Source organism: Paraburkholderia silviterrae (assembly GCF_004353915.1).
GTDB lineage: Bacteria > Pseudomonadota > Gammaproteobacteria > Burkholderiales > Burkholderiaceae > Paraburkholderia > Paraburkholderia silviterrae.
Map to the genome: position 1 here is coordinate 77,373 of NZ_SMRP01000002.1, position 25,910 is coordinate 103,282.

Sequence of the window (25,910 nt, forward strand, 5' to 3'; positions counted from 1 at the left end):
ACATGGTCGACAACACGCAACCCACCGCCCCGAAAACCAGCCAGCCGACCGCGCAGCAACCTGGCGCCAATCCGTATGCCCAGATCGAGGCCCAGCAGGCCGCCGGCAACCCCTACGCCCAGCTGGAAGGCCCCGACCCGGGCGCGCTGAGCGATGCTGCACACGGCGTCGCGCACGGCGAGTCCAGCATCGTCCCAACGCTGGAGCAGGGCGGCCAGTTCATCGGCCATGCTGTTCATGCACTCGGCGCCGTCGTCGACTCGAACACGATCGAGGATCTGGGCAGCAACCTCGTGCAGCGCATGTCCGAGGAGATCCAGGCGCAGCAGAGCCAACAAGGACCAGGTACGCAGCAATCAGCGCAAGGTCAGGAAGGCGGGGTGGTCCGGCGCAACATGTACGGCATGGGTGAGATGATCGGGCAAACCGGCTCTCTCGCGCTCGGGGGCGCGACGCTTGGCGCGGCGCTCGGCTCGATTCTCCCTGGCCCTGGCACCGTGGCAGGTGCCGGGATCGGTCTGTCGATCGGGCTGCTGGGCCAACTGGGCCTGATGATCGGCCAGTTTGCCGAGTCATCCTTCGAACGGGTGCAGGCCGCCAGCACGAAAGCAGGCATGCCAGCGCAGCAGGCCGAGAACCGGGCGTTGGGCGCGGGCACAATCACCGGCACCATCGCGGGCGCTGCCCAGTATGCGTTCAACCGGATCGGCCTCGGCAACGCTCTCGAACCCCTCGTCAACCGGCTCGCCAGCGCCGCCGAGGGGCAGCTCGTCAAAACAGCGTTCACCCAGACGCTGGGCAATGTGGCGAAGGGGAGCGCTGCAGCTGCAGCCGAGGGCGCGGCCGTCAACACCGCGACGCAGGCCGGCGTGCAGGGCACCGAGGCGGCGTATGGAGCGGGCGACGGGCCGACCGCCTCGGGCCTGATCGATGCGGCGGTACAGGGGGCAGCATTCGGCGGTGTAATGCACGCTGCCGGCGCGACCGTGCAGGGCGTGCGCGCGGGCGGCACGGCGAAGCTGCTGGCCGACCCACAGGCCGACCCGGACGCGCGCGCGAACGCCGCACTGGGCGCCGCCGCGCTGATTGCCACGAAGTCACCGGACGTGGCGAATGACTTCGGGCTCTACGCCCAGAACCAGATCCTGAAAGGCCAGCCGATCGAGATCGGTCCCGATGCGATGTACACCGGCTTCGCCGATGCAATCCGCCAGCAGCAGTCCGACGCTGACGCGCAGGCGCAGCAGCGCGCACGCGGAACGATCGGGCAGGCCTTCCCGAACTTCACGCCGACCGGCGACGAAGCGGCAGGCGCGGCACCCAGCGCACTTTTCGACCCGAACGCGCCCGACAACACCAATCCGGGGCTGCCTTCCTGGGCAACGGCTGCACCACGGCAGACGGATGAGCAGGCAGCTGCGGCAGACATCGGGAACGTAGAGAACAGCCCCTCATGGCTGAAGGCAGCGGGCGCTCCCATCCCGTCCTCGCCGGTTGTGCCGGAGGTCGCGCCGCCGTCGATCACCGACACCATCGGCACGATCATGCATGCCGGGTCGGTGGACGATGCAATCGCCGCGGCTGAACAGGTCGTTGGCAAGAGCGCGGCTGAAGGTGTCATGCAGGCACGCGGCATCCTGAGCAGCGCGGGCGTGCCGACTCCAGCCGAAGCGGAAGCCACGCCGGCACCGGATGCGCTCACCGCGGAGCGTGCGTTCTACGCCGATCAGGCGAACCAGGCGCAGCAGGCCATGCGGACGCAGGCCTTCGACCAGACGCAGGCGACCAACGCGCCGCTCGCCGCGCCCGCCGATGCGTTTGCCCAGCGTCAGACGCAACTGGCCGCCCAGGACCAGCAGGCGCGCGAGCGGGGCTTCGCAGCTGCCGAGCAGGCCCAGCGCGAGCAGCAGGCGGCGCAGGCACCGGCTGTAACCGAGGCGCAGGGATTCAATGAGCCGGCAGCTCCGTCGCCGCTGTCGACGGCGATGTCCGCCGAGCTGACGCGCCTGGGCAACCGGGACCTGAACAACCTGACCACGACGCAGCTCGGCGCGCTTGCGGCGCATCATCCCGACCCGGCGATCCGTGAACAGGCGCAGCAGATCGCCGCAGGCCGGCGCAACGCGCAGCTCGTGGCCGAGGTGACGAAGAACCCGGAGCGCGTCAGCACGGTCAGCGCGAATGGCGACATGCTGCACGGCGTCGCCGCGCCGCAGGAACCGGAGTTCAGCCAGCAGCGCGCAGGCATTCTGCAGGATGCCGCGCATCTCGAGCAGCCGGATGTGACTGAAAGGCCAGCCGAGGTCGTAACAACGATGCCCCCGGCCCACAGCGGGCTGCAGGGCGCCGAGACGACTGACACCCAGGCCGAAGCCACGGGAACGGCGCCTGCGACCGCTCCGGCCCGTTCCCTCGCCGATACGGCGCCGGAACTGCAGCCGCTGAAGGCAGCGATGGACTCCGATGCACGCGCACGCGGGCAGGCTGACTCCGGAACCGGACTCGTGCCCGTCGACCCGACGTCGCTGCCGGATGTCCGCACGCCGGCCAGCAACGGCGTCGAGGGCGCGACAACGCTTTCGCGCGACGATGTCGGGTTGCTGCAGAAGTCGGCGGCGATCTTCGGCAAGCGCGTCGTGCTGTTCCGCCAGGAAGGCGACACGGCCGGGCGGTCACTCGACGGCGCCGTGCTGCCGGGTGACTCGAAGGCGATCTACGTGAACGCGGACGCGTCGGGCGCACACCACCTGGTTGTGGTCGGGCACGAGCTCGCACACCAGATGCAGGCCGAAGCGCCGAACCTGTACAAGGGGATGCAGGACGCGCTGATGGCACACGTCGGCGAAGGTGGCGAGAACCGGTTCTACCGGTACTACATGAATCGCGGTGACATGAGCGATGAGCAGGTGCGCCAGGCGACCGCCGATCCGGGTGTGCGCCAACGCATGACGGATGAATTCATCGCGGACCTGGTCGGCAACCGGTTCGGCGAATACCGCACGTGGCAACAGGTGTTCGCCGATGCCGCAGGGCCAAAGGCAAACCGTTCGCTGGTGTATCGCATCGCCGACTTCGTCACGTCGTTCATCGACAAACTGCTCACCAACGTTGGCTTCAAGAAGTTTGCGACCGATGACATGGTGAACAACCTGCAGGGTGTGCGAACGCAGGTGCGTCGAGCGCTCAGCGAATACGCAACCCAGGCCGGCAGCAGGCCGATGCAGCACGAGGCTGACATGCTGCGCGCGAAGGTGGCGAACCGTAACGAAGGCACGCAGCCGACGCAGCTTGTGGAGCCGGTCCGGAACGACCGCGCCTTCGTTGGCAAAGTGCCGGACCGGAGCTCACCGGCACCCGTTCAGGACCGTTCGCCCGAGCCGACGCAGGGTACGGCACCCGTCCGGAAATTCGGCCAGCCAGTGGCGCGCTTTGGCGATCGGCGCGCCGTGGAGTCGCCCGCTCGCGAGCCCGAGCCGACGCAGGACGCGGCTGCTGCCCGGATGTTCCGCCAGCCGGTCGCCCGATTCAACGATGAGCGCGCGCTCGAGACACAGGAGCCGGCGCAGGCGGCAGCGGATCGGGATAAGCTGTCTCCTGACCAACCGGAGGCGCGAAATGCAGACACCAAAGCCTCAACGCCAGTCGCAAGCGACACCGACGCAACCCGAGACGCAGGGAACGGACCCCCGGCAGATGAAGCCGGACGACATCCTGGCGGGAGCGAGAACCCGGGATCAGGTGATCGCGGACCTGAAAGCGAGATTTCCGGACACTACCGACGCGGAACTGGAGGCGGACGGGGCGTAGTCGAAGCAGAAAACGCCGAGCCCGAAGAGAGCGGGCCTGATGCCGCGAAGGCAAACCCCCTGTCGGGCGATCCACAGGTGCGCGCCAGCGGTGAGCGTGCGCTGTACCTGGGCAACCTCGATGCAGCCCAGGAAGCGGCAGCGCGATCCGTTGGAGCGATCACACAGAAGCAGACCTACAAAGAGCGGATCGATGCCCTTAAGAAAGACCTTGGCGCAAAGCTGACGCAGGGCATTGCCGACCAGTTCTATCCGATCAAGCAGCTCGATGCGAACGCGTACATGCATACGCGCCTAGCCAAGGGCGCCGAGACTGGCGGTCTAGAAGCGATGCTCCTGTACGGTAAGCCGGTCCTGCGCGATGGGGTGCTCGATGTCGATGTGCATGACACGGGCTTCGCGAAAGTGCTGTCGGGCCTCGATGGCGAACAGGGGCGGTTCTTCCTGTGGGTGGCGGCGCAGCGTGCCGAGCAACTGATGGCGCAGGGCAAAGAGAACCTGTTCACCGACAGCGACATTTCCGCACTGAAGACACTGGATCGTAGCGACGCTGAGCACCCGCAGCGCCAGCAGAAGTTTGCCGCGGCGCTGAGCGATTACAACGACTTCAACGACGCCGTGCTCAAGGTTGCCGAAGATTCGGGGCTGCTCGATGCGTCGACGCGCCAGCTCTTCAAGGATCAGCCGTACGTGCCGTTCTATCGCGCGATGGACGAAGGTGAGGGAATGCGGGGGCCGGGCAAGACTGGCGGGCTCGTCAACCAGTACGCGTTCAAGAAGCTCAAGGGCGGCACCGGCCAACTCAACCAGGATCTGCTCGCGAACACGCTGTCAAACTGGGGGCATCTGCTCGGCGCTGCGGCAAAGAACCGGGCCGCGCAACTCACGATGGACGCGGCTACACGAGTGGGAGCCGCTGACAGGGTGACAGCGGCCGACGCCGGCAAAGGTGCCGTCAAGGTGCTTGTTGACGGCAAGCCTGAGTTCTACGAGGTCAGCGACCCGCATCTGTTGTCGGCCGTATCGGCAATGTCCGCGCAGGTTCCCGGCTGGATGCGACCGCTGGCGACGTTCAAGCAGATTCTCACCACCGGCACGACACTGGCGCCAGGCTTCCGGATTCGCAACCTGATCCGCGATACGCTGACGGCGCTCGGCACCACTGACATCAAGCTGAACCCGGTATCGAACGTCGTGCAGGGCTATCGCGGCGCCACTCGCGGGACGCAGACGCACGCCTCGATGCTCGCTTCGGGCGGCATCATCAACTTTGGCACGATGCTGGAGGGCAACGAGGCGACACGGGCGCATCGCCTGATCGAGCAGGGTGTCGACGCCGCAACGATCCTGAACAATGAAGGCGCCGTCAGTGCGATGTGGACGAAGGCGCAGCATCTCGCCGAGCTGTATCACGAGTTCGGCAACAAGGTGGAAAACGCGAACCGTGCGGCGCTTTATGAGCAACTGACGGCCCAGGGCATGGGCCACGACGAGGCATCGTTTCATGCCCGCGACCTGATGGACTTCTCGCTGCAGGGCCAGTTCCCGGTTGTGCGGTTCCTCACGACCGCGGTGCCGTTCCTGAACGCGCGGATTCAAGGCGCTTACAAGCTGGGGCGCGCAGTTGCCGAGAACCCGAGACGGGCCGGCACGGTGATGGGCGCTGTTGCAATGGCGAGCCTTGGCCTGATGCTCGCCTATCGCAACGACCCTGACTGGCAAGCGCGGCCCGACTGGGACCGGGATAACTACTGGTGGTTCAAGATCGGCGATACCGCCTATCGCATCCCGAAGCCGTTCGAAGTGGGCGCGGTGGGCACGCTCGCCGAGCGCACATGGGAGGCATTGACCGACCCCGAGATGACGAACAGCCGGTACATCGGCGAGTTGCGCAGCTTGCTCGTCAACCAGTTCAACCTGAACCCAGTGCCTCAGATCGTCCGGCCGCTTTACCAGGTCTATGCCAACAAGGACGATTTCACAGGGCGTGCGATCGAGTCGCAGAGCCTGCAATCGATGCAGCCGGAAGACCGCTATACGCCGTACACGTCGATGGCAGCCCGGTTCCTTGGGCAGCTCGGTTTGCCTGACCCCGTGCGGCTTATGCAAGGGGAGTACAGCAAGCTGTCGCCCGTGCAGATCGACTATCTGGTGAACGGCTACTTCGGCTGGCTAGGCACCACGGCGACGGCAGCCGTCGACGTGGCCACGCGGCCCTTCTCGGACAACGGCCCCAAGCCAGCACTGCAGCTGCGCGACTACACGATGGGCTTTGCATCGTCGCTGCCTGAGAACGCGAGTCGATACGCGGACGTCATGAGCAACAACCTCACCGCGATCCAGCAAGCCTATGCGTCGTATCACGCCTCGCTCAATACCGGGCAGTTCGACAAGGCACAGGACGTGCTGAATCGTGAGCACATGCTGGGACCCGACAACCGCACGTTGATATTCGAGCACGAGATGGCCCAGAACGCAGCGACGATCGAATCACGGCTCGCGCTGCAGGAGAAGCGAATCCTTGACAGCCCCACTCTGTCGGCCGACACGAAGCGCGCGATGCTGAACCGGATCGACCAGCAACGCAACGAGCTCGCGCAGCGCATCAGCGGAGCAGAACTCAAGCGACAAGACAACGAGTAAGCGGCAACAGCCGGACACCGGATGGGCTGCACGGTTGACGTGCAGCCTCATGCGTTCCTGTGCTTTACCCCCGACGAGATAACGATGCCGTTCTCTAATTCGATGCTGCGCCAGCTCGCCCCGTGGCTCCCGGAACAGGAAGACGCTTACGCCACACATGAAGAGACCGTACCAGACGACGTGATCGATGACGCGGACGAACTGGCGCGTGCACCACAGCCCATCCAGCAAGCCGAAAACTGCAGCCTTCCTGAACGTGACCGCATTGAATCGCTGTCGCTGCTTTCATTGAAAACGTCACGCTTTGAGGAGCGCGTCGACGGCAATCCGACCAAAGGCGAAGGGTGGGAAGCTGTAGCGTCAGCGCTCGCACACATGCCGACCGACACGGCAGACCTTGCACGAGCGATGTACCTGCTTGATGCTGACGGGCTACGTCACACACGCGACCGTCTGTACGCCCTCAGCGGGTTCCGAGGCGGCCCGATCGAGCATCTTGGGCTGTCACTTGTCACGGCGACGCTACAGGCGTTTGCGGCACCGAGGCCGTGTGCGCATTGCCATGGGGCAGGCCGGTTGCTGACTGGCTCGCATGATGTACTGGACGGTGACACGGGCGAATGGCTACGGCTGCCAACGTACGAGCCCTGCGGAATGTGTGACGGTGCCGGCACCGCGCCGGCGTCCGGCGAATACGTACGGGAATCGCTGCGCGTGAGCACGGCAGTGTGGTTCGCATTGCTGGCGGCGCCATTCGATGCCATGGTGAACTGGCTGGACGATCGGCTGAAGGAAGCGCACGCGGTGATGTCGATCGAGGGCTAACCTGTGAACATCAAAGCGTCGCCGTGTGAGGATCGCCAGCGGTCCCCTCGCGTGCGCGCGATCTGCCACATTCGCCACCCGAAAAAGGTGTTAGCCTGAACACCGGGCAGCCCGGATGAAAAGCGCTCACTGGAGGCTATCGTGCAAGTACCGGCCAATGTTCTGTATGCATGCCACCTGCCGCCAGGCACGCCGAACCCGCGACCGGTCGGCAGCGTGGAAGAGCTCTTGCCCGGCGAATTGATGGTGGTCGACTCACCGATGCTGTTCGCCCATCGCCGGCCGCCAAATGAACGGGATCTGTTCATCGCCGAGTGCCTGGCGAGTGCCCCCGAGCTTAGCCTTACAGCACTGGAATGCTGGGGAGCGTAATCGTCGCTGGCGCGTGCCATGCGGAGACGGCTTCCGCCGGAGTGTGAACAGTGGTGGCGCTTGCAGGCATGTTCAAGACACATACCCACCATACAACCCGCCAAAAAGGCATAAGCGTTTGGGTCGTCCAGAATCAAGACTAGGTGGCCAATTGGATGTCGAAGTAAGGGAGAAGCATCTTCGCAGACGCCCGATTTGCTCTCACCCGGCTAATCGCCTGCAGCACGGATGCAACGCGTGCAATCCGGCAACACTCGGTCTCCCTCGGGCATCTCAAAAATTGTGTCATGGGACACCTCCTTCGAGTTTGCCTTCGACATGCCAAAGATGGAGACAAGGAATCCGATTTCAAGAGGCGTATATTTCGACTCGGCACCGGATTCATCACGCTGTGTGGGCAGCACGGCGAAAAGCTCCCACCGTTGGAGTGACCTCGCGATGTGTAGTGTGAGAACCGCCAAGCGTCACGACGCAACGAGATTGCTATTTGCCAGTCGCACGTTTGAAACCAATTGTTGCCAGGTGTTCGTCTAGATTTTGTCTCGTCGTTGCGCTCACCGCCCAGTCTGGGATTTTTCGAGCTAGATCCATCCTGACGACCCCGACAGTGTGGCCCCAGGGGGCCTGAAACTCATCGTCCGTAGGGCATGCGGAGTTGGTTTGATCGCCACCACCGTTAAGGAGCTTCAGAAACGTGACGACGTTTCTGATTGAAGCGCTGAGGAGAACCAGCAGTAAAGATGTCTGCTCGGCGCTCCAGTTGACGTAGTGGCGCCGAGGGATGAAGCTCCGGTTGGATTTCGCTGTGCCGCCTATGCGCTCGATGAGCAGATACCGCGAACCGTACTTGCTTCCTCCCAAGTCAAACTTGGTGGTTGGTGCTCCTACCTGCTCATTGGCGGCCACGTCCATAGACAGTTGAAATCCGCCAGCATGCACGCGAAAGCCGTGTTTGAGGCTGTTGTACTCGTCAATGTTCTCGCGCCTGAGAAACAGTAGTGCGCTGCGCGCCCACAGGTCCGCGAAGCCGCTGATGACACGCGCACGCTCGGGCTCGCTTACGTCCATCCTGCCGTGCACCACCGCCGAAATCGTTTCCCACGTTACCGGCGCCCCTTGCACGACATTCGGCGAACTGAACCTGTTCTCGGATATCTGCTCAACCAGCGTTCGCAGTGTTGGGGTACTGCACTGCGCCAACCATCCATACACGCAAGTCGGTGCCTGAACCAGCGCTCCGACAAGCGAAAAGAAAGTCTCCAACGCATGGTGATAGGTAGACCGAAGCGCGGTTGCCGCGCGGCGATCTTCTTCGGCAGACGCCTCTGTTGAGCGCATGCGCTCAGCCACAAAGCTGAAATAGGCCGGGTCAATCCCGTTCAAGAACTCCAGGTTGTTATTGTCTTCAGGGTGTTCCCACACGCAGTACGGTTCGTCCAACACCGCAAACACGTGACTCTTCATCGGGCTGTCGCTCATGGGTATCGTTTCGCCTGGTAGCCTGCTCTCGTTCAGCAAATTGCGTCACGACCATCGTACTACGGTCTACCGGCAATCCAGGCGCTTCGCTTACTGGCCGGGTCTCAACGTAGCCTGCCTGGCGCTATGTGCGGCGACAACGGACTCGATCACGTGCATTCAGGCGTAGTACAACTGGCGCTGAGCGAGTAACACGCCGAAGTACAGGCCCAACTGCGTACGGGCGGCAAGCGCCGACAATTTGCGTGCGTCAAGCAACGGGCAATTTGTCCCGGCGAGGGTAGTACAGCACGGCCGCGACGATCAGGCCAACAATGAGAGTCATTGCGCCCATATAGCGGGTGTCGTGTTCCAGGCGAGCGTAGGGGTTCTGGGTGGCGCCCTTGTAGAGCAGCATGATTGCTAGTACGCAGTAGCCAACAAGCCACCGACGTACAGCTTTGCTAAGCGCTATCTTGAAGGTGGCCGCCGCCAGGGCAAACAGAATGGCAAACGGTGCAGCGATCCCAACGAGTACGCCGAAGTCGAAAATGAACGCGTCCATGTTTTCCCCTGTTCAGGTCTTTTGTTCCTTCGTACGCGCGCGTGCGCGAAGATGCGACAAATGTTGCGCACGATTTGCCGCCGCTGCCCTCGCGCGCGCGCGTGCGCGCCCCAAATCGAGAACGATAAAAAGTTTACATCGATGCAAGAGGGGGTTGGGCCATATCGCTTGCCAGTCTGCGTGCCATCACACATGCAGGCTTCAGCCATAGGATGCCGAATCGCTGCCTCGCGCGCGCACGCGCGTGAGTGTAGAGAATCGCGGCAACTAAAACAGGGTCTGTGAACAGCGCAAGCGACGATACGTCGTTGCGACGCCCATCGATGCCCTCGCGCGCACGCGCGTAGCTGCGAAGAATCGGGCACCATGGCTTACGGCGCTGCCTCGCGCGTGTGCGCGCGAGGTTGATGTGAATCGGGCGCCCTGACTTGCCGCCGTCTCGCGCGTGCGCGCGTGCGCGCGTAGCTGTGACGTTTGCGACCGCCAAAATCAGGCATGTCACTGTAACAGTGCAGCTACTGTCACAGGCTTTTCCGGCTGAAAGCCCCGTTCTGCCTGACTCGCGTGCGTCAGTGTGTGAACACATTCCGGGGTGAGCACGGCTATTGAACGACGCCATTGCCGCAGTTGAAATGACCGCCAAGCCACACGATGCAGATTTGATGTGACCACCGGTCCCACACGATCGGGGCGGTAGCGTTGTGTTCAGGGTAATCTAGTATGCCGGACGCCCGGATGACCGGGCCGCAGCGAGGGTGTTGACACTACCGGAGCAGTCAAAAACCATGGACGACTACCTAACGGCCGATGAGCTTGTGTCGCTGACGGGTTACAAGCGGCGTGCCGACCAGATGCGCTGGTTGTCGGAACGCAGCTGGATCTTCGAGATTGCCCGCGGCGGTAGACCCGTGGTTCTGCGTGCGTACCGTGACGCGAAGTTGACGGGGAGTCTGGCTGGTGTTCAGTCCATCGTTAAGAAACATAACTTCGAAGCGCTGAGTTTGGCCACTACAAGCAAGCGTCGATGATGTCGGCGAGTGTCAAGCCGCGCACCGTTTACAGCGGTGATGATTCTGGCCTTCAGCCAAAGGAATCAGATGACTGCCGATCCAATTGCGACGGGCGTCTCCGTGCTTGCACTAGCCGTCTCAGCGGTGACTGCCTGGTTGACACTCTTCCACCGAGGAACGGTGAAGATGACCCGGCCAACCCAAATATTCTTTGGTGCAGATAGCTCGCGCTGGGGCGACCATACGCCGACTCCAAAAATCTATCTTCGCGCGCTGCTGTTCGCCACTTCCAAGCGTGGCCGCGTAGTCGAGAACATGCATGTAGTGATCGCTCGCGATGGTGAGCACCAGAGTACGTTCAACATCTGGGTCTATGGCGAGATGGGAAAGCTGGTTCGGGGCAGCGGCCTGTTTGTAGGGGAGACAGGCGTAGAAGCCAATCATCACTTTCTGGTGGCACCCGATTCGAGTGCCTTCAGGTTTGGCGCAGGCCGCTATCAAGTTGAGGTGTTCGCCCATGTGCTGGGCGACAGGCAACAAAAACTCTTGTTCACTGACGTGCTGGAACTCGCACCACACATCGCACGAGAAATGCAGGAAGCTGACTCGGGCGTATATTTCGACTGGGCACCTGATTCGTCACACTATGTGGCCCACGTCGAACGGCGATCGCCAATATCCGCGGTGCATCGACAGGGCGAAAATCGGCCCGCGTGACCACGCGATGCGTAGTGTGGATGCCGCAAAGCGTGAAGAACTCGGCGCCCTCGGCGCACGCCGAAGGCTTCTGGGGGATTGCCGAACTAGCCTTTATTCTTGGGTGCCGGCGGCGGAGGAGGTGGGGCGATGTTCTTCGGCGGCTGGTACCCGCCTCCCACCTTGTTGGTCGGTTGATACCCCTTTTGCACCGTTGGTTGATACCCTTCGTTCGCGATTCCCCGCGTCGGCTTGCCGTTGTTCGTCGTCATCGTATAGCCCTATGAACTCAATCGTTTCAATGTTCGCGCCAGAGATCATCATACCGCGCGAACGCGTGTGTTTCTCTTTGAAACCTTGCTCGTCGTCGATGTCCCACACTGTCTCAATAAAGATTTGCTCTTCATACGGGTGGCTAGAGGCAAACGACTCACCTCCGTAAAAGCCGCCAATTCTGCGACCGGAATTGAGTGTAACGATAACGTAGGCTTGTTCTCGACGGCTGAAAACGAAGTCCCAAGGCTTTCCAACAGGGTGCGGTAGCCATCGCGCGACCGAGCGAAGGCGGCGTGCCGCAAAGAGCGCGACCGCCGCGATAGCGGGTGCGATAAACAGAAGTGCCACGCAAAACACCCCGAACCACACCGGATGAAATGCAGCGAGTTGTACCTCGCGGACCCATAGGATTGCCCAAGAGAATGCGGCATAGGTCAAGCAACTGAACGCGAGGGCGTCGACCAAAGCCTTCGAGGCGTCTAATCGCTCGCTCGACGTGAGCACGCTATAGACTTTCATGGCCACGAAGCCCGGGATAAGAAAGACAACTGCGAGAAGGAGTTTGTCGACGCTCGTGATGTCCATATGCTCTTAACGGGCTTATTGTTTGGGACTTCTGCGACAGCGGAACCGCTTTCCCCGGTTTGGCGGGCTGTTTGGCGGGTAGAAAAGAAAAACGGGCCGAGAGGCCCGTATTCATTGGTGTCCTGGCGGAGAGAGGGGGATTCGAACCCCCGATAGGCTATTAACCTATACACGCTTTCCAGGCGTGCGACTTAAACCGCTCATCCATCTCTCCGGCGGGACGCGAATTATAGCAGACTCTTGGCGGCGTGGGAGAGGGCGTCAAGAGTCTGCCTCTGCATCGACCATGCGGTCCAGTGCCGCATGCGTTTCCGGGCCGCCGTAGCCGCGTATCGCGCCGGGGTCATCCATCCCCGGATCCGTGCCACCCGCGCCCCGCCAAGCCCCCTGCAAAGCATCGAAGAATTGCTTCGTTCACCGCTCGGCGGGCATTCCGTATCGTTGCCGTCTGATCTTGCCGATTGGCTTCCAGCAAGCCGCCATCGCAAGACAGCCCCCCATCGGCAACCGATAACCCAAAACACAAACGCTACGGAACCCGCACATGCAACGCCTCTCGGCCTTCGTGAACTATCAGGTCACCTCCGCGTTGCGTGCGGGCGTGGGCTACAACTACACGTCGCTCACGGGGCCGGCCTCGGCGCACTACAACCAGGTGAACGTGGGCGGCGACTACGCGCTCTCGAAGAGCACGGAGCTTTATGCACTGGCCGGCTGGCAGCAGGCCAGTGGCCACACGCTCAATGCGATAGGTGCTGCCGTGGATGCGCAGGCGTCGATCGGCGACTTCGGCGTGAATTCGGGCACGGATACGCAGGCGCTTGCCGTGGTCGGCATCCGTCACAAGTTCTGAGCGGACGGCGCGCGCGATTGGGCCGCGCGCGCCACACGGGGCAAATGCGTGGCCAGGTGCGTGACCCGATGCGTGACTTGCCGCGTGGCTTACAGCGCCGCGCGGATGCGCTGAGCGGTCGCTTCAAGCTCGGCCTTGTCGGCCATGTCGCGCGCGTGCAGGCGCAACTCTTCGCCCTTGCGGCGCGGGATGAGGTGGAAATGCACGTGCGGCACGGTTTGCCCCGCCGCTGCGCCGTTGAACTGCGCGATCAGGAGCCCATCGGGCTCGAGCGCCTTGCGCACGGCGATGGCCAATTTCTGCACCATCGCCATTGCGGCGGACACCGCTTCGGGCGAGAGCTCGTAAATCTCTTCAGCCGGCTCCTTCGGCAGCACCAGCACGTGGCCTTCGGATTGCGGCATCACGTCCATGATCGCGAGCGCCGCGTCGTTCTCGCACAGCTTGATGGAGGGGATTTCGCCGCGCAGGAGTTTCGCGAAGATGTTGTTGTCGTCGTAAGCCATGGGTTCCTCGGTAGTGTCTCGGGCGCGGCGTATGCTCGCCGCGCGGATCAAGCAGGCGGCGCCCCGCACGGAGCGCCGGGCGCCGCTACGCTGCGCCGCCATGCGCGGGCAGGTGAGTGCCGTGCTGCGGGCTGGCTGCCCCGGGCGGGCCGCCCTATGGGTCCGCCCGCCTTGCAATGCGGTGCGCAGCGCCGATTATCGCCCACGCCGGGAGGCTGTCGGGCTTCCTGCAGTTTTTTTGAAGTGGGTGCATCATAATGTTTCTCGCAGCGAGCGCGATGACGAACGTCTTGATACGGAGGGCGTATGGCAACGACAGATCTCGAAGCAGTCCAACACGCCCGCGAGGCCACCGCATCAGGGGCCTGGCGGTTCGCAGCCCAGCTATTGGCGCGCGCCGATGTGAGGATCGACGGCACCCGTCCGTGGGATATGCGCGTACACGATCCGCGGGCGCTGGAGCGCGTAGTCGCACTCGGTAATCTGGGTCTCGGCGAAGCCTATATGGACGACCAGTGGGACTGCGAGCAGCTCGACGAATTCTTCGCCCATGTGTTGCGTGCGCATGTAGACGATCAGATCGATCCGTCCCGGCTCGTTTTTCACGCGCTCAAGGCGCGCCTCATGAACCGCCAGACCGCGCGCCGTGCGTGGAAGGTGGGGCAGCAGCACTACGACATCGGCAACGCTTTCTACGAGGCCATGCTCGACAAGCGCATGACCTACACCTGCGGCTACTGGTCGGGCGGCGCGAAGACGCTGGACGAAGCGCAGGAAGCCAAGCTCGACCTGATCTGCAGGAAGCTTGGCCTGAAGCCTGGCATGCGTCTGCTCGACATCGGCTGCGGCTGGGGCAGTTTCATGAAATTCGCCGCGGAAAATTACGGCGTGTCATGCGTGGGCGTCACGATCTCGAAGGAGCAGGCCGCGCTGGGCGCCGGGCGTTGCGAAGGCCTGCCCGTGGAATTCCGCCTGCAGGACTATCGCCTGCTCGACGAGCAGTTCGACCGCATCGCGAGCGTGGGCATGTTCGAGCACGTCGGGCCCAAGAATTACCGCACTTATATGGAAGTGGCGCATCGCTGCCTCGCCGACGATGGCATCTTCTTGCTGCACACGATCGGCAAGAACCGCCGCGACACCACGCCCGATCCGTGGGTCGACAAGTACATCTTCCCCAACGGCGAGCTGCCCACCATCGGCCAGGTCGCGGACGCTTCGGGCGGGCTTTTCGTTGTCGAGGACCTGCACAACTTCGGCGCCGATTACGACCGCACGCTCATGGCGTGGCACGCGAACTTCGAGGCCGCGTGGCCGCGCTTCGAGGCCGAAATGGGCCACCGCTTCTACCGCATGTGGCGCTACTACCTGCTCTCGTGCGCCGGTGCTTTCCGCGCGCGCGACATTCAGTTGTGGCAGTACGTGCTGACGAAGAACGGACTGCCCGGCGGCTATCGCCGGCCGCAGGTGTGATCGCTGCAAGCGCAACGATGCCCTGAAACAGGGCCGATCCGTCAAAAACAAAGGCCGCGTGCGTGAAGCGCCGCGGCCTTTCTCATCTGCGCTCGCACCGTGCGGTGCGGCTTCAGCGCATCACGGCGGCGACCGTTGCGATGCCGAGTATCGTCATCAGCAAGGATGAGCAGACGTGAATGGCAATCTCGCCCGCAGCCCAGCCGAAGCGGCCGTTCTGCAGATGCGCGACGACTTCGGCGGAGAAGGTCGAGAACGTGGAGAGCCCGCCCATGCAGCCGGTGATGACGAACAGGCGCCACTGCGGCGAGACGTCGGGCAGGCGTGCGAACGCGGCGAGCGCCACGCCGATGATGTAGCCCGCAATGATGTTGGACGCGAGCGTGCCGAGCGGCAGCGTGGGGAAGACGGCGTTCAGGCGCAGGCCGAGCACCCAGCGCAGCAGCGAGCCGAGCGCGCCGCCAATGCCGACGGCGAGAATCGAGAGATACATGGTGTGGAGTCGTTGTAGGCGCAATGAAAGGCGACGCCGCCTGGCCAGTCGTTGCCTGCCATTGCGTCCCGCTTTCGACCCCGGAGTTTAGCACCGCGATGCGCGCCGGCTGTTGGGCCCACCAGGTGCCTGACACCCACACGACACGCGTGCGGCGCGCGCCACAAGCGTGGCCGCCGGCTTCAGGCGAGGCCGCCGTTGGCGCGCAGCGTCTGGCCGTCCACCCAGCCGCTGTCCGGGCCCGCGAGGAACGAGACCACTGCGGCGATGTCGTCGGGTTCGCCGAGCCGCTCGAGCGGGGGCATGCTCGCGAAATGCCGGATCTGCTCTTCGGTTTTGCCTTCGAGGAAGAGGGCCGTGGCCACCGGCCCTGGCGCGACGGCGTTGACCGTGATGCCGCGTCCGCGCAATTCCTTCGCGAAGACGCGCGTGAGCGCTTCGACGGCGTTCTTGGTGGCGTTGTAGATGCCGTAGCCCGGCAGGTTCAGCGCGAGCGCCGTGGTCGAAAAGTTGATGACGCGCCCGCCATTCACGAGCCTTGCCGCGGCCTCGCGCATCGTATTCAGCGTGCCGCGCACGTTGATGTCGAACATTTCGTCGTAGAGCGTATCGGTCGATTCGGCGATCGTCGTCACCTTCATGACGCCGGCATTGTTGACGAGCACGGCGGGCTCGCCGAGCTGGGCCGCCGTGGTCTCGAACAGGTGGCGCACCTCGTCGGCTTTGGCGATGTTGGCCTTCACGGCGATTGCGCGGCCACCTGCGGCGACGATCTGCGCGACGAGCGCCTCGGCCTCGCGTGCGCTCGCGGCGTAGTTGACGGCGACAGGGTGGCCGTCGCGCGCGAGCCGCAGCGCCACGGCGGCGCCGATGCCGCGCGCGGCGCCCGTGACGATGGCGACGCCGCGCGCGGCGTTCACGGTGTTGTTCGCTGCGTGGTTCGTTGCGGTGTTCATGATCGAGGTCCTTTCGTTCGGGTTCGGGCAAAGGGTGAAGCGGGAACGGAGTCGATCATGAAGGAATTCGGGCGCCCGATCATTGCCTGGCGCCTGGCTTCATTATTCCATTTCGATTAACAATGCACGAGGCGGCGCGCGGGAAGGCGGGCAGCCTCCGCGCGCGCCGGTTGCTGGTCAGCGCGTTCCGCGTCAATACGCGATGCAGACCGATTTCGTTTCGGTGTACGCGTCGATGATGGCGCGGCCATGCTCGCGGCCGATGCCCGAGGCCTTGAAGCCGCCGAAGGGCAGCGCCGGGTCCACCATGTTGTGCGTGTTGACCCAGACCGTGCCGGCCTGCACGGCGTCCACCACGCGCAGCGCGCGGTCGAGCTGGTTGGTCCACACGCTCGCGCCGAGTCCATATTCGGACGCGTTAGCGGCGGCAATGGCCTCATCGACGTCGTCATAGGGCATCGCCACGAGCACCGGGCCGAAGACTTCTTCGCGCACCACGGTGAGCGGCTTGTTCGCGGCGTTCGCGATCACGGTGGGCTCGACGAAGTAGCCCGCGCGCTTGCCGTCGCCACCACCCGCCAGGATTTCGCCGCCTTCCGCACGGCCCTGCGCGATCATGCCTGCCACTTTGTCGCGATGGCGGGCGGAGACGAGCGGGCCCATCTGCGTGGCCGCGTCGAAGCCGGAGCCGAGCACGGTGTTGCGCGCGACTTGAGCGATGCCTTCGACGATCTCGTCGAAGCGCGCGCGCGGCACATAGAGACGCGATCCGGCGGTGCAGACCTGGCCGTGGTTGAAGAAGATCGCGCCCGCCGCGCCTTCGATGGCGCGTTGCGGGTCGCAGTCGTCGAGCACGATCACGGGGCTCTTGCCGCCCAGCTCTAGCGAGACGCGCTTGAGGTCGTTGGCGCACTGCTTGCCGATGATGCGGCCCACTTCGGTGGAGCCGGTGAAGGTGACCTTGTCCACGCCCGCATGGCGCACGAGCGCCGCGCCCGCGGTCTCGCCCTGGCCGGTGACGACGTTGAGCACGCCCGGCGGAAAGCCGGCTTCGTGCGCGAGCTCGGCCAGGCGAATGGCGGTGAGCGGCGTTTCCTCGGCGGGCTTGAGCACGACCGTGCAGCCGCAGGCGAGCGCGGGCGCGATCTTCCACACCGCCATCAACAGCGGAAAATTCCACGGCACGATGGCGGCGACCACGCCCGCGGGCACGCGCCGCGTGGAGGCGTTGTAGCGCACGCCGGGCGGGAAGGCGAGCGAGAGATCGACCGTGCTGCCTTCGATCTTGGTGGCCCAGCCCGCCATATAGCGCAGCCATTGCACGCTGCCGCCCACTTCGAGCATCTTCGAGAAGCCGAGCAGCTTGCCCTGATTGAGCGTTTCGAGCGCGGCGAGCTCGTCGCCGTTTTGCTCGACGAGATCGGCGAGTTTCAGGAGCAGGCGCTCGCGTTCGGCGGGCGGCAGGCGGCGCCACGTGTCGGCCTCGAAGGCGCGGCGCGCGGCGGTGACGGCCGCATCGATGTCGGTGTCGCCGGCGTCCGGCACCTGGGCGATTTCCGTGCCCGTGGCGGGGTTGAATACGGCGAACGTGTGGCCGTTGTCGCTGGCGCAAAAGCGGCCGTCGACGAACATCTGTGTGCGGATCGTGTGCGTGAAGTCCTGGCGGTCCATGTCGTTTCCTCGGTTCGGTCCTGTGCGTGGGTGTCAGCGAATCTCGATCGCGCCGCCCGATGCGAGTGCGGGCGATGCGGGGCGATCGGTGAAGTGCGGTGTATGACGGGATGTGAAGCGGGATGCGTAGTGCTGCGTGGAATGCGGTTGGTGCTGCGTGGCCGTGCGCATGCAGCGGCGTGCCGCGAGTGCGCATGCACGCATGAGATTGAGCGCGGCCACCGCGAGAAAGAGCGCATGGAAGCCCTGGCCGAAGCCCCACGAGGTCGTGGCCAGCGCGGCGCCCGCGAGCATGCCCATGTGATGCGCGACGCCGGGGCAGCCGGCTTGCGCGGCGCGGCCGATGCGCAAAAGCGTGGGCAGCGTGAGCGCGTCGAGCACGGCAAACGCGGGCGCGGCCAATGCTGCCCAGGGCGCGAGCGCATCGAGCGTGAGCGCGGCAAGCAACGCGCCGCGCAGCGCGAAAAGCGCGAGCAATGCGTAACGATGATCGATGCGCTCGGCAAGCAGGCCGAAGCCAACCGCCGCGCACAGCGAGACGGCCATCTGCGCGTACGAGAAAGGCCCAGCGCCGCACAGCGCGAAGAACTGGAAGCGCGCGAGCACGCCGCTGGAAAGCCCCGCGAGCAACGCGGGTGCGAGCAGGGCGGCACTGCCGGGCAGCGCGACAATGAAACCCTGCTGCGCGCGTTGAATCGGAGTCCTGTCGATCTGCGGTGGCGGCTCTGAAGATTGTGTGTGCCGCGCGCTCAGGTGCGGCCAGGCTGCTGTGAGCAGCGCGAGACCCGCCAACGCGAGCACGGCCGGCATGGCGTCCGGTACCGAGCCCGCGCGTGCGTGCGCCGCGGCTGCCGTCATCGCCGCCATGGCGAGGACGAGCGAGGCGGCCACCGGCACGGTGGCCCGCGAGACGAAGCGGCGCGCGAGCGCCGCAGGCAGCAACGCCATCGCAAGCAGCGCAACCGCGCTTCCCGCGAGTGCGGTGGCAGTCGCGCCGACCCGCATCGCGCCCAGCATGACACCCGCCGCGAGCGCCGCGGCGCCGCCGGTTACCGCACACCAAACGCAGGCGGCAGCAAGGGTATCGCGGACCTTCGGCGTCATAGGGCGGCGCGCGCGGGGCTTCATCGCGGGCTTACTGCTTGCCGTGGCAGCACGACGGCGCGCTGCCCGCATCCGGCGCACCGTCCTGCACGCTGTGCGGATCGCGCCCGCCCGGGAGGTCCATCGCCGGATTGCCGTAGAAGAAGTTGTTCGGCTTGAGCATGAAGCCGGCGTATTCCACGGGCATCACGGGGAAGTCCTCGGGCTTGCACACATGCGTGTGGCCGAAGCTGTGCCACAGCACGATGTCCTCGTTCTCCACGTTGCGGTTCGCCTCGATATAGCGCGGCAGGCCGTCGCCGCCCGCGTGCTGGTTCGGATAGTCGCCGCTCGCGTAGCGCTGCGTCGTGTCGTACGGCGTGACCCACACGTGGCGTGTCGCGAAGCCGCCGCGCTGGCGCACCTTGGAGTGGGGATCGGCGAGCATCAGCGGCGAGTCGTTGATGATGAGCTTGTAGCCGGGATTCGCGCCCACGCGGTTCTTCACGTTCGGGTTCACGATCTTCCAGAAGCGGCCGGTCTGGCCGTTGGCGTTGCGCGCCGCTTCCTGCTCGGTCTTGAGCACGCGCTTCGTGGTGTCGAAGACGTTGCCGTACGGGTTCTCCGCGCCCATCGGACGCGGCACGAACTCGTGCTCGGTCACGGAGTTCTTCTCGCCGTCCACCATCATGTGCAGGCGCGCATTGAAGAAGTGCTGGTGCGTCGGGCCGCCGAGATTTTCGGTGACCATGCCGCCCCACGGGTAGGCGTCGCCGTCCGCGACCGCCGAGGTCTGGACGATGCCTGTGAGCTTGCACTCGAGCTGGATAGTGCCGTCCTGATAGAAGTACCAGTAGAAGCCGTAGTCGTAGTTGCCCACCGTCGCGAAGAACGAGATCACGAGGCGGCGCGAGCGGCGCATCTCGAACACGCCGGTGCGGAATTCATAGTGCTTCCAGAGCGTGCCGTAGTCTTCTTCGTGCAGGCACACCGCGTTCTTCATCGTGAAGCCGTTTCCGAAATCGTCGGCGGACGGAATGTCGAAATAGCGGATCGTGCCGAGACAATCGCAGCCGAGCTCGAGCTGGTTCGCAAGCTTCCCGAGACCGTACTCGCCCGCGTCGAATGCGCTCTTCCAGTAGTGGTTCGTGGTGGGATCGGAATAGGGCACGCACATCTCCGTCACGCTTGCGCGGTAGACGATGGGGCGCGGTGCGCTCTTCCCGTCGTCCCACGTGATCTGATGCAGCACGAGGCCTTCGCGAGGCGTGAAGCCCACGCGGAATGTCCAGTTCTGCCAGGCGACCTGCCAGCCGTCGATTGTGAAGCTCGGCCCTTCGGGCTGGCTGATGGACAGCGGTTTGACCGTGTCGCGCGGCTTGCCGATGCTCGGCGTGTCGTAGTTGTGCTTGGCGCGCGGAATCGGAATGATGCGTCCGTCGTCCACGAGCTCGATCACCTTGTGTTCGAGCAGATCCACCACGGCCACCACGCCTTCGATCGGATGCGCGTAGCCGTTGTCGGTCAGGTTCTCGCGGTAGTAGCTCACGCAGCGCACGAGGCGGCGGCCGCCTTCGTTGGGCCGGTCGAACGCGCCAGCCGAGAACGGGTCGACCTGCACGCGTTCGAGATCGTCTTCGGTGAGGCCGCGCTTCTTGACGGCCTCGCGCCACGCAGGATCGGCCTTCACGATGCGCTCGGCGTTGATGAAGTCCTCGATCATCACGGGCGGCTGACCGAACGGCGCGCTGTGCAGCGCGAGCGCCTTGCGCGATTCCACTTTCTTTTCGCGCAGATCGACGACCAGTTCGAGCGTCTGGTTGCGCGTGCGATCGATGACGATCGTGAAGGCGCGGCGCGAATAGTAGTCGCCGGGCTGGTACGCGACGACTTCGGCCTTAGGTGGCTCGTGCAGCTCGGTGACGGGAAAGCGCGCGTGTTCGTCGAGCTGTTCGGCAGCCTTCGCGATGTCACAGGCGAGCTGCATTTCGGTGAGGCTCAGCGGATCGAGCGGATGCGAGTTCGGATTCGTGTTCATAAGCGTTTCGTAAGGATGACGTTGGACCGCAACAGTGCGTGAAGGGCGGCTGGCCGGCCGCGTTTTTTAGGGGCGGAGGGCGTGGCCGCAGTGGCGATGTCGTGACGTCATCGTAGAAACGCCGTATTTTTTTCGCGCTTGCAAAACGCGCCAAAGGGACGATAGAGTGCGCCAGAGACAGAGCGAACGAATCTGGGTGCGAACGTGAATGCACGCCGCCGGAGAATGGAGCGAGACATGAAAAAAGTGCCTGTCAGCAACGGTTTTCCGATGATTCGCGGCGCGGTGATGGGCCCGATCGTGCGCGCGCTCGATGCCGCCGGCGCGGACTGCGATGCGTTGCTGGCCGAGTTCGGCCTGAGCCGCAGACAACTTTCGGATCCTTATGAAATCCTGCCGCTCGGGCGCTACGTGGGCGCCTTCGAGCGCGCGGCGCAGCTGCTCGACGAGCCGTGGCTGGGCCTGCGCCTCGGCAACGAATTGCAGCTCACGGAGCTCGGGCCCGCGGGGCTCGTGTTCATGTCGTCGCCCACGCTGGGTTCGGCGATCCGCAAGTTCACGGACGCGCTCGCCTCATGGCAGAGCGGCACGCTCGTCGATCTGGTGCGCGATAACGCGTGGCCGATGTGGAGCTATCGCATTGCGCAGGCGCAGATCTGGCCGCGCCGCCAGGACGCCGAATACAGCGTGAGCGCGATGTGTCACATGATTCGCCTCGTGCGCGGCACGGCGTGGACACCGGTCGAGATCCATTTCGAGCATGCGGCGCCCGCGGATCTCAAGCCCTATTTGCGCATTTTCCGCGTGCCGGTGCGCTTCCAGCAGCCGGCGAGCGGCGTGGTGATTCATCCGCACGATCTCGACGCGCCGCTCAAGAGCGCCGACACGCAGCTCGCGCGCATGATGGAGCGCCACGCCACCGACCTCATTTCGCGCGATACGGTGCCGCACGACCTCGTCGATCAGGTGCGCGATCTGGTGACGCGGCGGCTCGCACGCGAAAAGCTCGTGGTGGCCGACATCGCGCGCGATCTCGGGCTCTCGAACCGCTCGCTGCAGCGCCATCTGACCGAAGCGGGTACGTCCGTGCGCGAGATCATTCGCGAGGAACGCCAGCGCAGCGTGGCGGTGCTGCGCGAGCAGGAGGGCATGACCAACGCGGCCGTCGCGCGTGCGGTGGGCTACGCGGACGCCACCGTGCTGTGGCGCGCGACGCGTAACTGGGGCCGGTCGGGATAGACTCGGTCGGAATAGACACTTGGCTTAGACGCGGTCGGCGTAGACCCGGTCGGCCTGGATGAGGCCTCATCAGCTCACGGATGTAAGCTCGTTGATGGCTAATGGAAAGCATGTGGACTGAGGAAAGCGCCTGCCAATTTATTCGGCATCCGAATCGATTTTCCGCACCGCCCCCAGCCGCAAAGGCGTTAAGTAAAAACCCGCAGGTACGTTGGCGCAATTTATCGAGAATTTGGCGCGGTCAGCCAGGTCGCCATAATTTTTAGCTGCCTACCATGCGCTCCTGTCGAGTCTCGCATTCGAATGCGCGAGATTCGTTTCTAGGAGCGCCAGGGGCACGCGGTCTTTCATCGTGTCGCACGGCGCGACCCCAATCGATACAAGCAGAGGCAACGATGAACGAATCGCAAATACCCGTCGCGCCAGCCGGACTCGTCGGCGGCGTCGAGGCAGACGATGCCGCCGTGCCGCAGCGCAGCCTGCTCGGCCTGTGGCAGATCGTGTTTCTCGTGATCTCGGCGGCCGCGCCGCTCACCGGCATGCTTGGCGCGGTGCCGCCCGCCATCAGCCTCGGCAACGGCGCGGGCATTCCCGGCGCCTTCGTGATCGCGGGCGTCGTGCTGCTCGTGTTCAGCGTCGGCTTCGCTTCGATGAGCCGGCATATCGTGCGCGCCGGCGCGTTCTACGCGTACATCACGGCGGGCTTCGGCCGCCCGCTCGGCATGGCGGGCGCGCTCGTCGCGCTGCTCTCGTACACCTGCATCCAGATCGCGCTGTATGGCCTGTTTGGCTTCTTCTGCACGGTCGTGCTCGGGCCGCTCTTGCATAGCACGATGCCGTGGTACGTGTATTCGCTCGCCTGCATCGCCATCGTGCAGGTGACGGGCCTGCGCGGCATCGACCTGAACAGCCGCCTGCTCGGCGTGCTGATGAGCCTCGAGATGGGCATCCTGCTCGTGCTCTCGATCGCCATCGTGATCCATCACGGCGGCCCCGACGGCCTCACGCTCGCGCCGTTCGCACCGAAGCACGTGTTCAGCGGCCACATGGGCATTGCGGTGATGTTCGCGCTCGCGTCGTTCATCGGCTTCGAGGCCACGGCGATCTACGGCAAGGAGTGCCGCAATCCGAAGGTCACGGTGCCGCGCGCGACCTATGTGTCGGTCACGCTGATCCTCGTGTTCTTCGCGTTCGTCACGTGGGCCATCGTCTGCGCCTATGGGCTGAAGGACGTGGCCGACGTGGCCACGAAGCAGCCGGGCGACTTCTGGTTCATCCAGTCCACGAAGTACCTGGGCGGCGCCATGACCACGACGATGAGCTTGCTCCTGCTCTCTAGCATCTTCGCGAGCCTGCTCTCGTTCCACAACACGATCGTGCGCTATATCCACGCGCTCTCGGTCGAAGGCATCCTGCCCGCGAAGCTCGACCGCCTGCATGCGAAGTACGGGTCACCGTATCTCGCGAGCTATCTGCAGACGCTCACGGTGGCGGTGCCGGTGGGACTCTTCGTGCTCGCGGGCGCCGATCCGTTCAATATCGTGTTCAGCTGCACGTCGGCGCTCGGCACCATCGGCATCGTGATGCTGCAGGCCGTGACGAGCTTCTCGGTGGCCGCTTACTTCCGCGCCACGAAAAAGGACACGCGGGTCTGGCACGCGTTCGTCGCACCGGTGCTGGGCGGGCTGGGCCTCTTGTGCATCGGCTTCGTGCTGATCGGCAACCTGGACGCGCTCTCCGGCTCCGATAGCCCGATCGTGCGCGCGTTCCCGTGGATCGTGCTCGCCGTGGCGCTAGTCGGCATCGCGCTGGGCTTCGTGTTCAGGCGCCACCGGCCCGACGTCTACGCGCGCTTCGGCCAGTAGCGCAGGGCGCCGCCGGGCGGGGCAGGCGCGGTATCCCGCGCTGCGTTCTCCAGGCCGCTGCTCTCCAGGCATTACCAGGCCGCTGTTCTCCAGGCATTCCCAAGCATTACCCACGCATTTCCCAGGCAGTCAAACCGCACGCGGTGCGCGCATTCGAGCCGCGCGCCGCGGCCCGGTCGCGCTCGCCCGTATTGACCAGGCCAAGGCGGGCCACGCCAGGCCAGGCCGGGTCGCACCGCTTGCGCGATCGCTCACTTCGAGACGAAAGACATCGACATGGCAAACACACTCGTCACGCGCACGGCGCTGGCGCTGGCTTCGTGCGCCCTCGCCACCTTCACGCAAGGGGCACACGCCCAGTCCTCGGTCACGCTCTTCGGCACGGTGGACGCCGGCCTCGTCTATTCGACGAATCAGCAGACCACGCAGACGGACGGCCGCACCAACGGCCATTCGAACTGGCAACTGGGCGGCGGCAACCTCGTGCCCTCGCGCTGGGGCCTGACCGGCAGCGAGGACATCGGCGGCGGCACCACGGTGAACTTCACGCTGGAGAACAGCATCTTCACGCAGAACGGCGCATTGCTGCAGGGCGGCACGCTCTTTAACCGCAACGCGTGGGTGGGCGTGGCGAACGCGAACTACGGCACGCTCACGCTCGGCCGCCAGTACGACCCGTTCTCCGACAACATGGGCGCCTATGCGTCGAGCAACAACTGGGCGACGCTCTACGGCTCGCACTTCGGCGACGTCGACAACCTCAACGAAGCGTTCAACTTCAACAACTCGATCAAGTACGCGAGCCCGAGCTTCGGCGGCCTCACGGTCGGCGGGCTGTTCAGCCTTGGCGGCGTGGCGGGCAATTTCTCGCAGAATCGCGGCTGGTCGCTCGCGGCGAACTACACGCACGGGCCGCTCTCGCTCTCGGCGGGCTATCTGCAACTGCGCAATCCGCTCCAGGCGGCGCTGGGCGGGGAGAGCGGCTATATCGGCGACTTCAGCTGCGCCAACGCCGATGCTTCGTATTGCGAACTACAGAATGCGCAGAAAATCGACATCTATGGCGCGGGCGGTTCGTATGCGCTCGACAAGGTGACGATCGCGCTGAGCTACACGCATACGCGGCTTTCGCAGAGCCAGTATTTCGCGAGCACGGCCCAGCCGCAAGGCGCCGATATCTCGTTCGACATTGCCGAGCTCAATACGATGTGGCAGTTCTCTCCGGCGCTGCAATTTGGCTTCGCGTATATCTTCAACGACGCGCATCCCGATCAGGGCTCGTCCACGCGCATCCATCAGATCAACCTGGGCGCGGTGTACAACCTTTCGAAGCGCACGGCGCTCTATGCCGTGGCGATCGGCCAGAAGTCGTCGGGCGCCGGGCTCGGCATCAATGCCAGTGGCGGCACGCAAAACCTCGCGCAGATTCCGAATCTCGTGAACTCGGATACCGACAAGCAACTGGCGATCATTGCCGGCATTCGCCATAACTTCTGA

The 25,910-nt window shown here is 64.4% G+C and carries 18 protein-coding genes, 1 tRNA gene and 1 pseudogene; 10 read left to right on the forward strand and 10 right to left on the reverse strand.

Annotated features, from left to right (window positions below; genetic code table 11):
* The first annotated feature begins 2 nt into the window (after positions 1-2).
* From EYW47_RS04495 to EYW47_RS04505, 3 genes are all read left to right on the forward strand, one after another.
* Positions 3-6,449: an LPD38 domain-containing protein gene (locus EYW47_RS04495; RefSeq protein ID WP_133193693.1), complete on the forward strand. Its 6,447-nt coding sequence runs from the start codon at positions 3-5 to the stop codon at positions 6,447-6,449.
* Between the two features lie 21 nt (positions 6,450-6,470).
* Positions 6,471-7,274, forward strand: coding sequence for a hypothetical protein (locus EYW47_RS04500; protein ID WP_133193694.1), 804 nt, complete (start codon positions 6,471-6,473; stop codon positions 7,272-7,274).
* A gap of 141 nt (positions 7,275-7,415) precedes the next feature.
* Positions 7,416-7,646: a hypothetical protein gene (locus EYW47_RS04505; RefSeq protein ID WP_133193695.1), complete on the forward strand. Its 231-nt coding sequence runs from the start codon at positions 7,416-7,418 to the stop codon at positions 7,644-7,646.
* A 483-nt stretch (positions 7,647-8,129) separates the two neighbouring features.
* Here EYW47_RS04505 and EYW47_RS04510 read toward each other — a convergent pair whose 3' ends face one another.
* Together EYW47_RS04510 and EYW47_RS04515 are read right to left on the reverse strand one after the other, a co-directional pair.
* Complete coding sequence (locus EYW47_RS04510; RefSeq protein WP_133193696.1) at positions 8,130-9,125, reverse strand: hypothetical protein; 996 nt, start codon at positions 9,123-9,125, stop codon at positions 8,130-8,132.
* A 250-nt stretch (positions 9,126-9,375) separates the two neighbouring features.
* The gene (locus EYW47_RS04515) at positions 9,376-9,669 is read right to left on the reverse strand and encodes a hypothetical protein (RefSeq protein WP_133193697.1); all 294 of its coding nucleotides are present in this window, start codon (positions 9,667-9,669) and stop codon (positions 9,376-9,378) included.
* Between the two features lie 785 nt (positions 9,670-10,454).
* Here EYW47_RS04515 and EYW47_RS04520 point away from each other — a divergent pair.
* Positions 10,455-10,697, forward strand: coding sequence for a DUF4224 domain-containing protein (locus tag EYW47_RS04520; protein ID WP_133193698.1), 243 nt, complete (start codon positions 10,455-10,457; stop codon positions 10,695-10,697).
* 69 nt (positions 10,698-10,766) lie between these two features.
* Positions 10,767-11,396 (forward strand): hypothetical protein, encoded by a 630-nt coding sequence (locus tag EYW47_RS04525; RefSeq protein WP_133193699.1) that lies wholly within the window; start codon positions 10,767-10,769, stop codon positions 11,394-11,396.
* A gap of 93 nt (positions 11,397-11,489) precedes the next feature.
* Here EYW47_RS04525 and EYW47_RS04530 read toward each other — a convergent pair whose 3' ends face one another.
* Complete coding sequence (locus EYW47_RS04530; RefSeq protein WP_133193700.1) at positions 11,490-12,236, reverse strand: DUF6338 family protein; 747 nt, start codon at positions 12,234-12,236, stop codon at positions 11,490-11,492.
* Between the two features lie 123 nt (positions 12,237-12,359).
* Positions 12,360-12,450 (reverse strand) — tRNA-Ser (locus EYW47_RS04535).
* 342 nt (positions 12,451-12,792) lie between these two features.
* Between EYW47_RS04535 and EYW47_RS04540 the strand changes: the two are divergent.
* Positions 12,793-13,089 (forward strand): annotated as a pseudogene (locus EYW47_RS04540) (porin); the annotation flags it as partial.
* An 89-nt stretch (positions 13,090-13,178) separates the two neighbouring features.
* Here EYW47_RS04540 and EYW47_RS04545 read toward each other — a convergent pair.
* Entirely contained in the window at positions 13,179-13,595 is a 417-nt protein-coding gene (locus EYW47_RS04545) for an HIT family protein (protein WP_133193701.1), read from the reverse strand.
* Positions 13,596-13,901: 306 nt separating this feature from the next.
* Here EYW47_RS04545 and cfa point away from each other — a divergent pair, with 306 nt between their 5' ends.
* Positions 13,902-15,068: a cyclopropane fatty acyl phospholipid synthase gene (gene cfa, locus EYW47_RS04550; RefSeq protein WP_133193702.1), complete on the forward strand. Its 1,167-nt coding sequence runs from the start codon at positions 13,902-13,904 to the stop codon at positions 15,066-15,068.
* Positions 15,069-15,180: 112 nt separating this feature from the next.
* Here the strand turns inward: cfa and crcB are convergent, their stop codons facing one another.
* The 5 genes from crcB to EYW47_RS04575 all read right to left on the reverse strand — a co-directional run bounded on the left by crcB (position 15,181) and on the right by EYW47_RS04575 (position 21,309).
* Positions 15,181-15,561, reverse strand: a complete 381-nt coding sequence (crcB, locus tag EYW47_RS04555) for a fluoride efflux transporter CrcB (RefSeq protein WP_133193703.1) — start codon at positions 15,559-15,561, stop codon at positions 15,181-15,183.
* Positions 15,562-15,743: 182 nt separating this feature from the next.
* Positions 15,744-16,517 carry an SDR family oxidoreductase gene (locus EYW47_RS04560; protein WP_133193704.1) on the reverse strand — a complete coding sequence of 258 codons (774 nt, stop codon included), beginning with the start codon at positions 16,515-16,517 and terminating at the stop codon, positions 15,744-15,746.
* 192 nt (positions 16,518-16,709) lie between these two features.
* Positions 16,710-18,188: a phenylacetaldehyde dehydrogenase StyD gene (gene styD / locus EYW47_RS04565; RefSeq protein WP_133193705.1), complete on the reverse strand. Its 1,479-nt coding sequence runs from the start codon at positions 18,186-18,188 to the stop codon at positions 16,710-16,712.
* Between the two features lie 33 nt (positions 18,189-18,221).
* A complete protein-coding gene (locus EYW47_RS04570; RefSeq protein ID WP_133193706.1) occupies positions 18,222-19,292 on the reverse strand; it encodes a hypothetical protein in 1,071 nt (356 codons plus the stop codon).
* 31 nt (positions 19,293-19,323) lie between these two features.
* The gene (locus tag EYW47_RS04575; RefSeq protein WP_133193707.1) at positions 19,324-21,309 is read right to left on the reverse strand and encodes a primary-amine oxidase; all 1,986 of its coding nucleotides are present in this window, start codon (positions 21,307-21,309) and stop codon (positions 19,324-19,326) included.
* Positions 21,310-21,546: 237 nt separating this feature from the next.
* Between EYW47_RS04575 and EYW47_RS04580 the strand changes: the two genes are divergently transcribed.
* The 3 genes from EYW47_RS04580 to EYW47_RS04590 all read left to right on the forward strand — a co-directional run bounded on the left by EYW47_RS04580 (position 21,547) and on the right by EYW47_RS04590 (position 25,910).
* A complete protein-coding gene (locus EYW47_RS04580) occupies positions 21,547-22,548 on the forward strand; it encodes an AraC family transcriptional regulator (RefSeq protein WP_133193708.1) in 1,002 nt (333 codons plus the stop codon).
* A 395-nt stretch (positions 22,549-22,943) separates the two neighbouring features.
* Positions 22,944-24,413, forward strand: coding sequence for an APC family permease (locus EYW47_RS04585; protein ID WP_133193709.1), 1,470 nt, complete (start codon positions 22,944-22,946; stop codon positions 24,411-24,413).
* Between the two features lie 276 nt (positions 24,414-24,689).
* On the forward strand, positions 24,690-25,910 hold the full coding sequence (locus tag EYW47_RS04590; protein WP_133193710.1) for a porin: 1,221 nt from the start codon (positions 24,690-24,692) through the stop codon (positions 25,908-25,910).

Bases quoted from the DNA above. Each gene is read 5' to 3' on its own strand.
- EYW47_RS04495 (WP_133193693.1), top strand. From the start codon at position 3: ATGGTCGACAACACGCAACCCACCGCCCCGAAAACCAGCCAGCCGACC.
- EYW47_RS04500 (WP_133193694.1), top strand. From the start codon at position 6,471: ATGGGCTGCACGGTTGACGTGCAGCCTCATGCGTTCCTGTGCTTTACC.
- EYW47_RS04510 (WP_133193696.1), bottom strand. From the start codon at position 9,125: ATGAGCGACAGCCCGATGAAGAGTCACGTGTTTGCGGTGTTGGACGAA.
- EYW47_RS04515 (WP_133193697.1), bottom strand. From the start codon at position 9,669: ATGGACGCGTTCATTTTCGACTTCGGCGTACTCGTTGGGATCGCTGCA.
- EYW47_RS04520 (WP_133193698.1), top strand. From the start codon at position 10,455: ATGGACGACTACCTAACGGCCGATGAGCTTGTGTCGCTGACGGGTTAC.
- EYW47_RS04525 (WP_133193699.1), top strand. From the start codon at position 10,767: ATGACTGCCGATCCAATTGCGACGGGCGTCTCCGTGCTTGCACTAGCC.
- EYW47_RS04530 (WP_133193700.1), bottom strand. From the start codon at position 12,236: ATGGACATCACGAGCGTCGACAAACTCCTTCTCGCAGTTGTCTTTCTT.
- EYW47_RS04545 (WP_133193701.1), bottom strand. From the start codon at position 13,595: ATGGCTTACGACGACAACAACATCTTCGCGAAACTCCTGCGCGGCGAA.
- cfa (WP_133193702.1), top strand. From the start codon at position 13,902: ATGGCAACGACAGATCTCGAAGCAGTCCAACACGCCCGCGAGGCCACC.
- crcB (WP_133193703.1), bottom strand. From the start codon at position 15,561: ATGTATCTCTCGATTCTCGCCGTCGGCATTGGCGGCGCGCTCGGCTCG.
- EYW47_RS04560 (WP_133193704.1), bottom strand. From the start codon at position 16,517: ATGAACACCGCAACGAACCACGCAGCGAACAACACCGTGAACGCCGCG.
- styD (WP_133193705.1), bottom strand. From the start codon at position 18,188: ATGGACCGCCAGGACTTCACGCACACGATCCGCACACAGATGTTCGTC.
- EYW47_RS04570 (WP_133193706.1), bottom strand. From the start codon at position 19,292: ATGACGCCGAAGGTCCGCGATACCCTTGCTGCCGCCTGCGTTTGGTGT.
- EYW47_RS04575 (WP_133193707.1), bottom strand. From the start codon at position 21,309: ATGAACACGAATCCGAACTCGCATCCGCTCGATCCGCTGAGCCTCACC.
- EYW47_RS04580 (WP_133193708.1), top strand. From the start codon at position 21,547: ATGAAAAAAGTGCCTGTCAGCAACGGTTTTCCGATGATTCGCGGCGCG.
- EYW47_RS04585 (WP_133193709.1), top strand. From the start codon at position 22,944: ATGAACGAATCGCAAATACCCGTCGCGCCAGCCGGACTCGTCGGCGGC.
- EYW47_RS04590 (WP_133193710.1), top strand. From the start codon at position 24,690: ATGGCAAACACACTCGTCACGCGCACGGCGCTGGCGCTGGCTTCGTGC.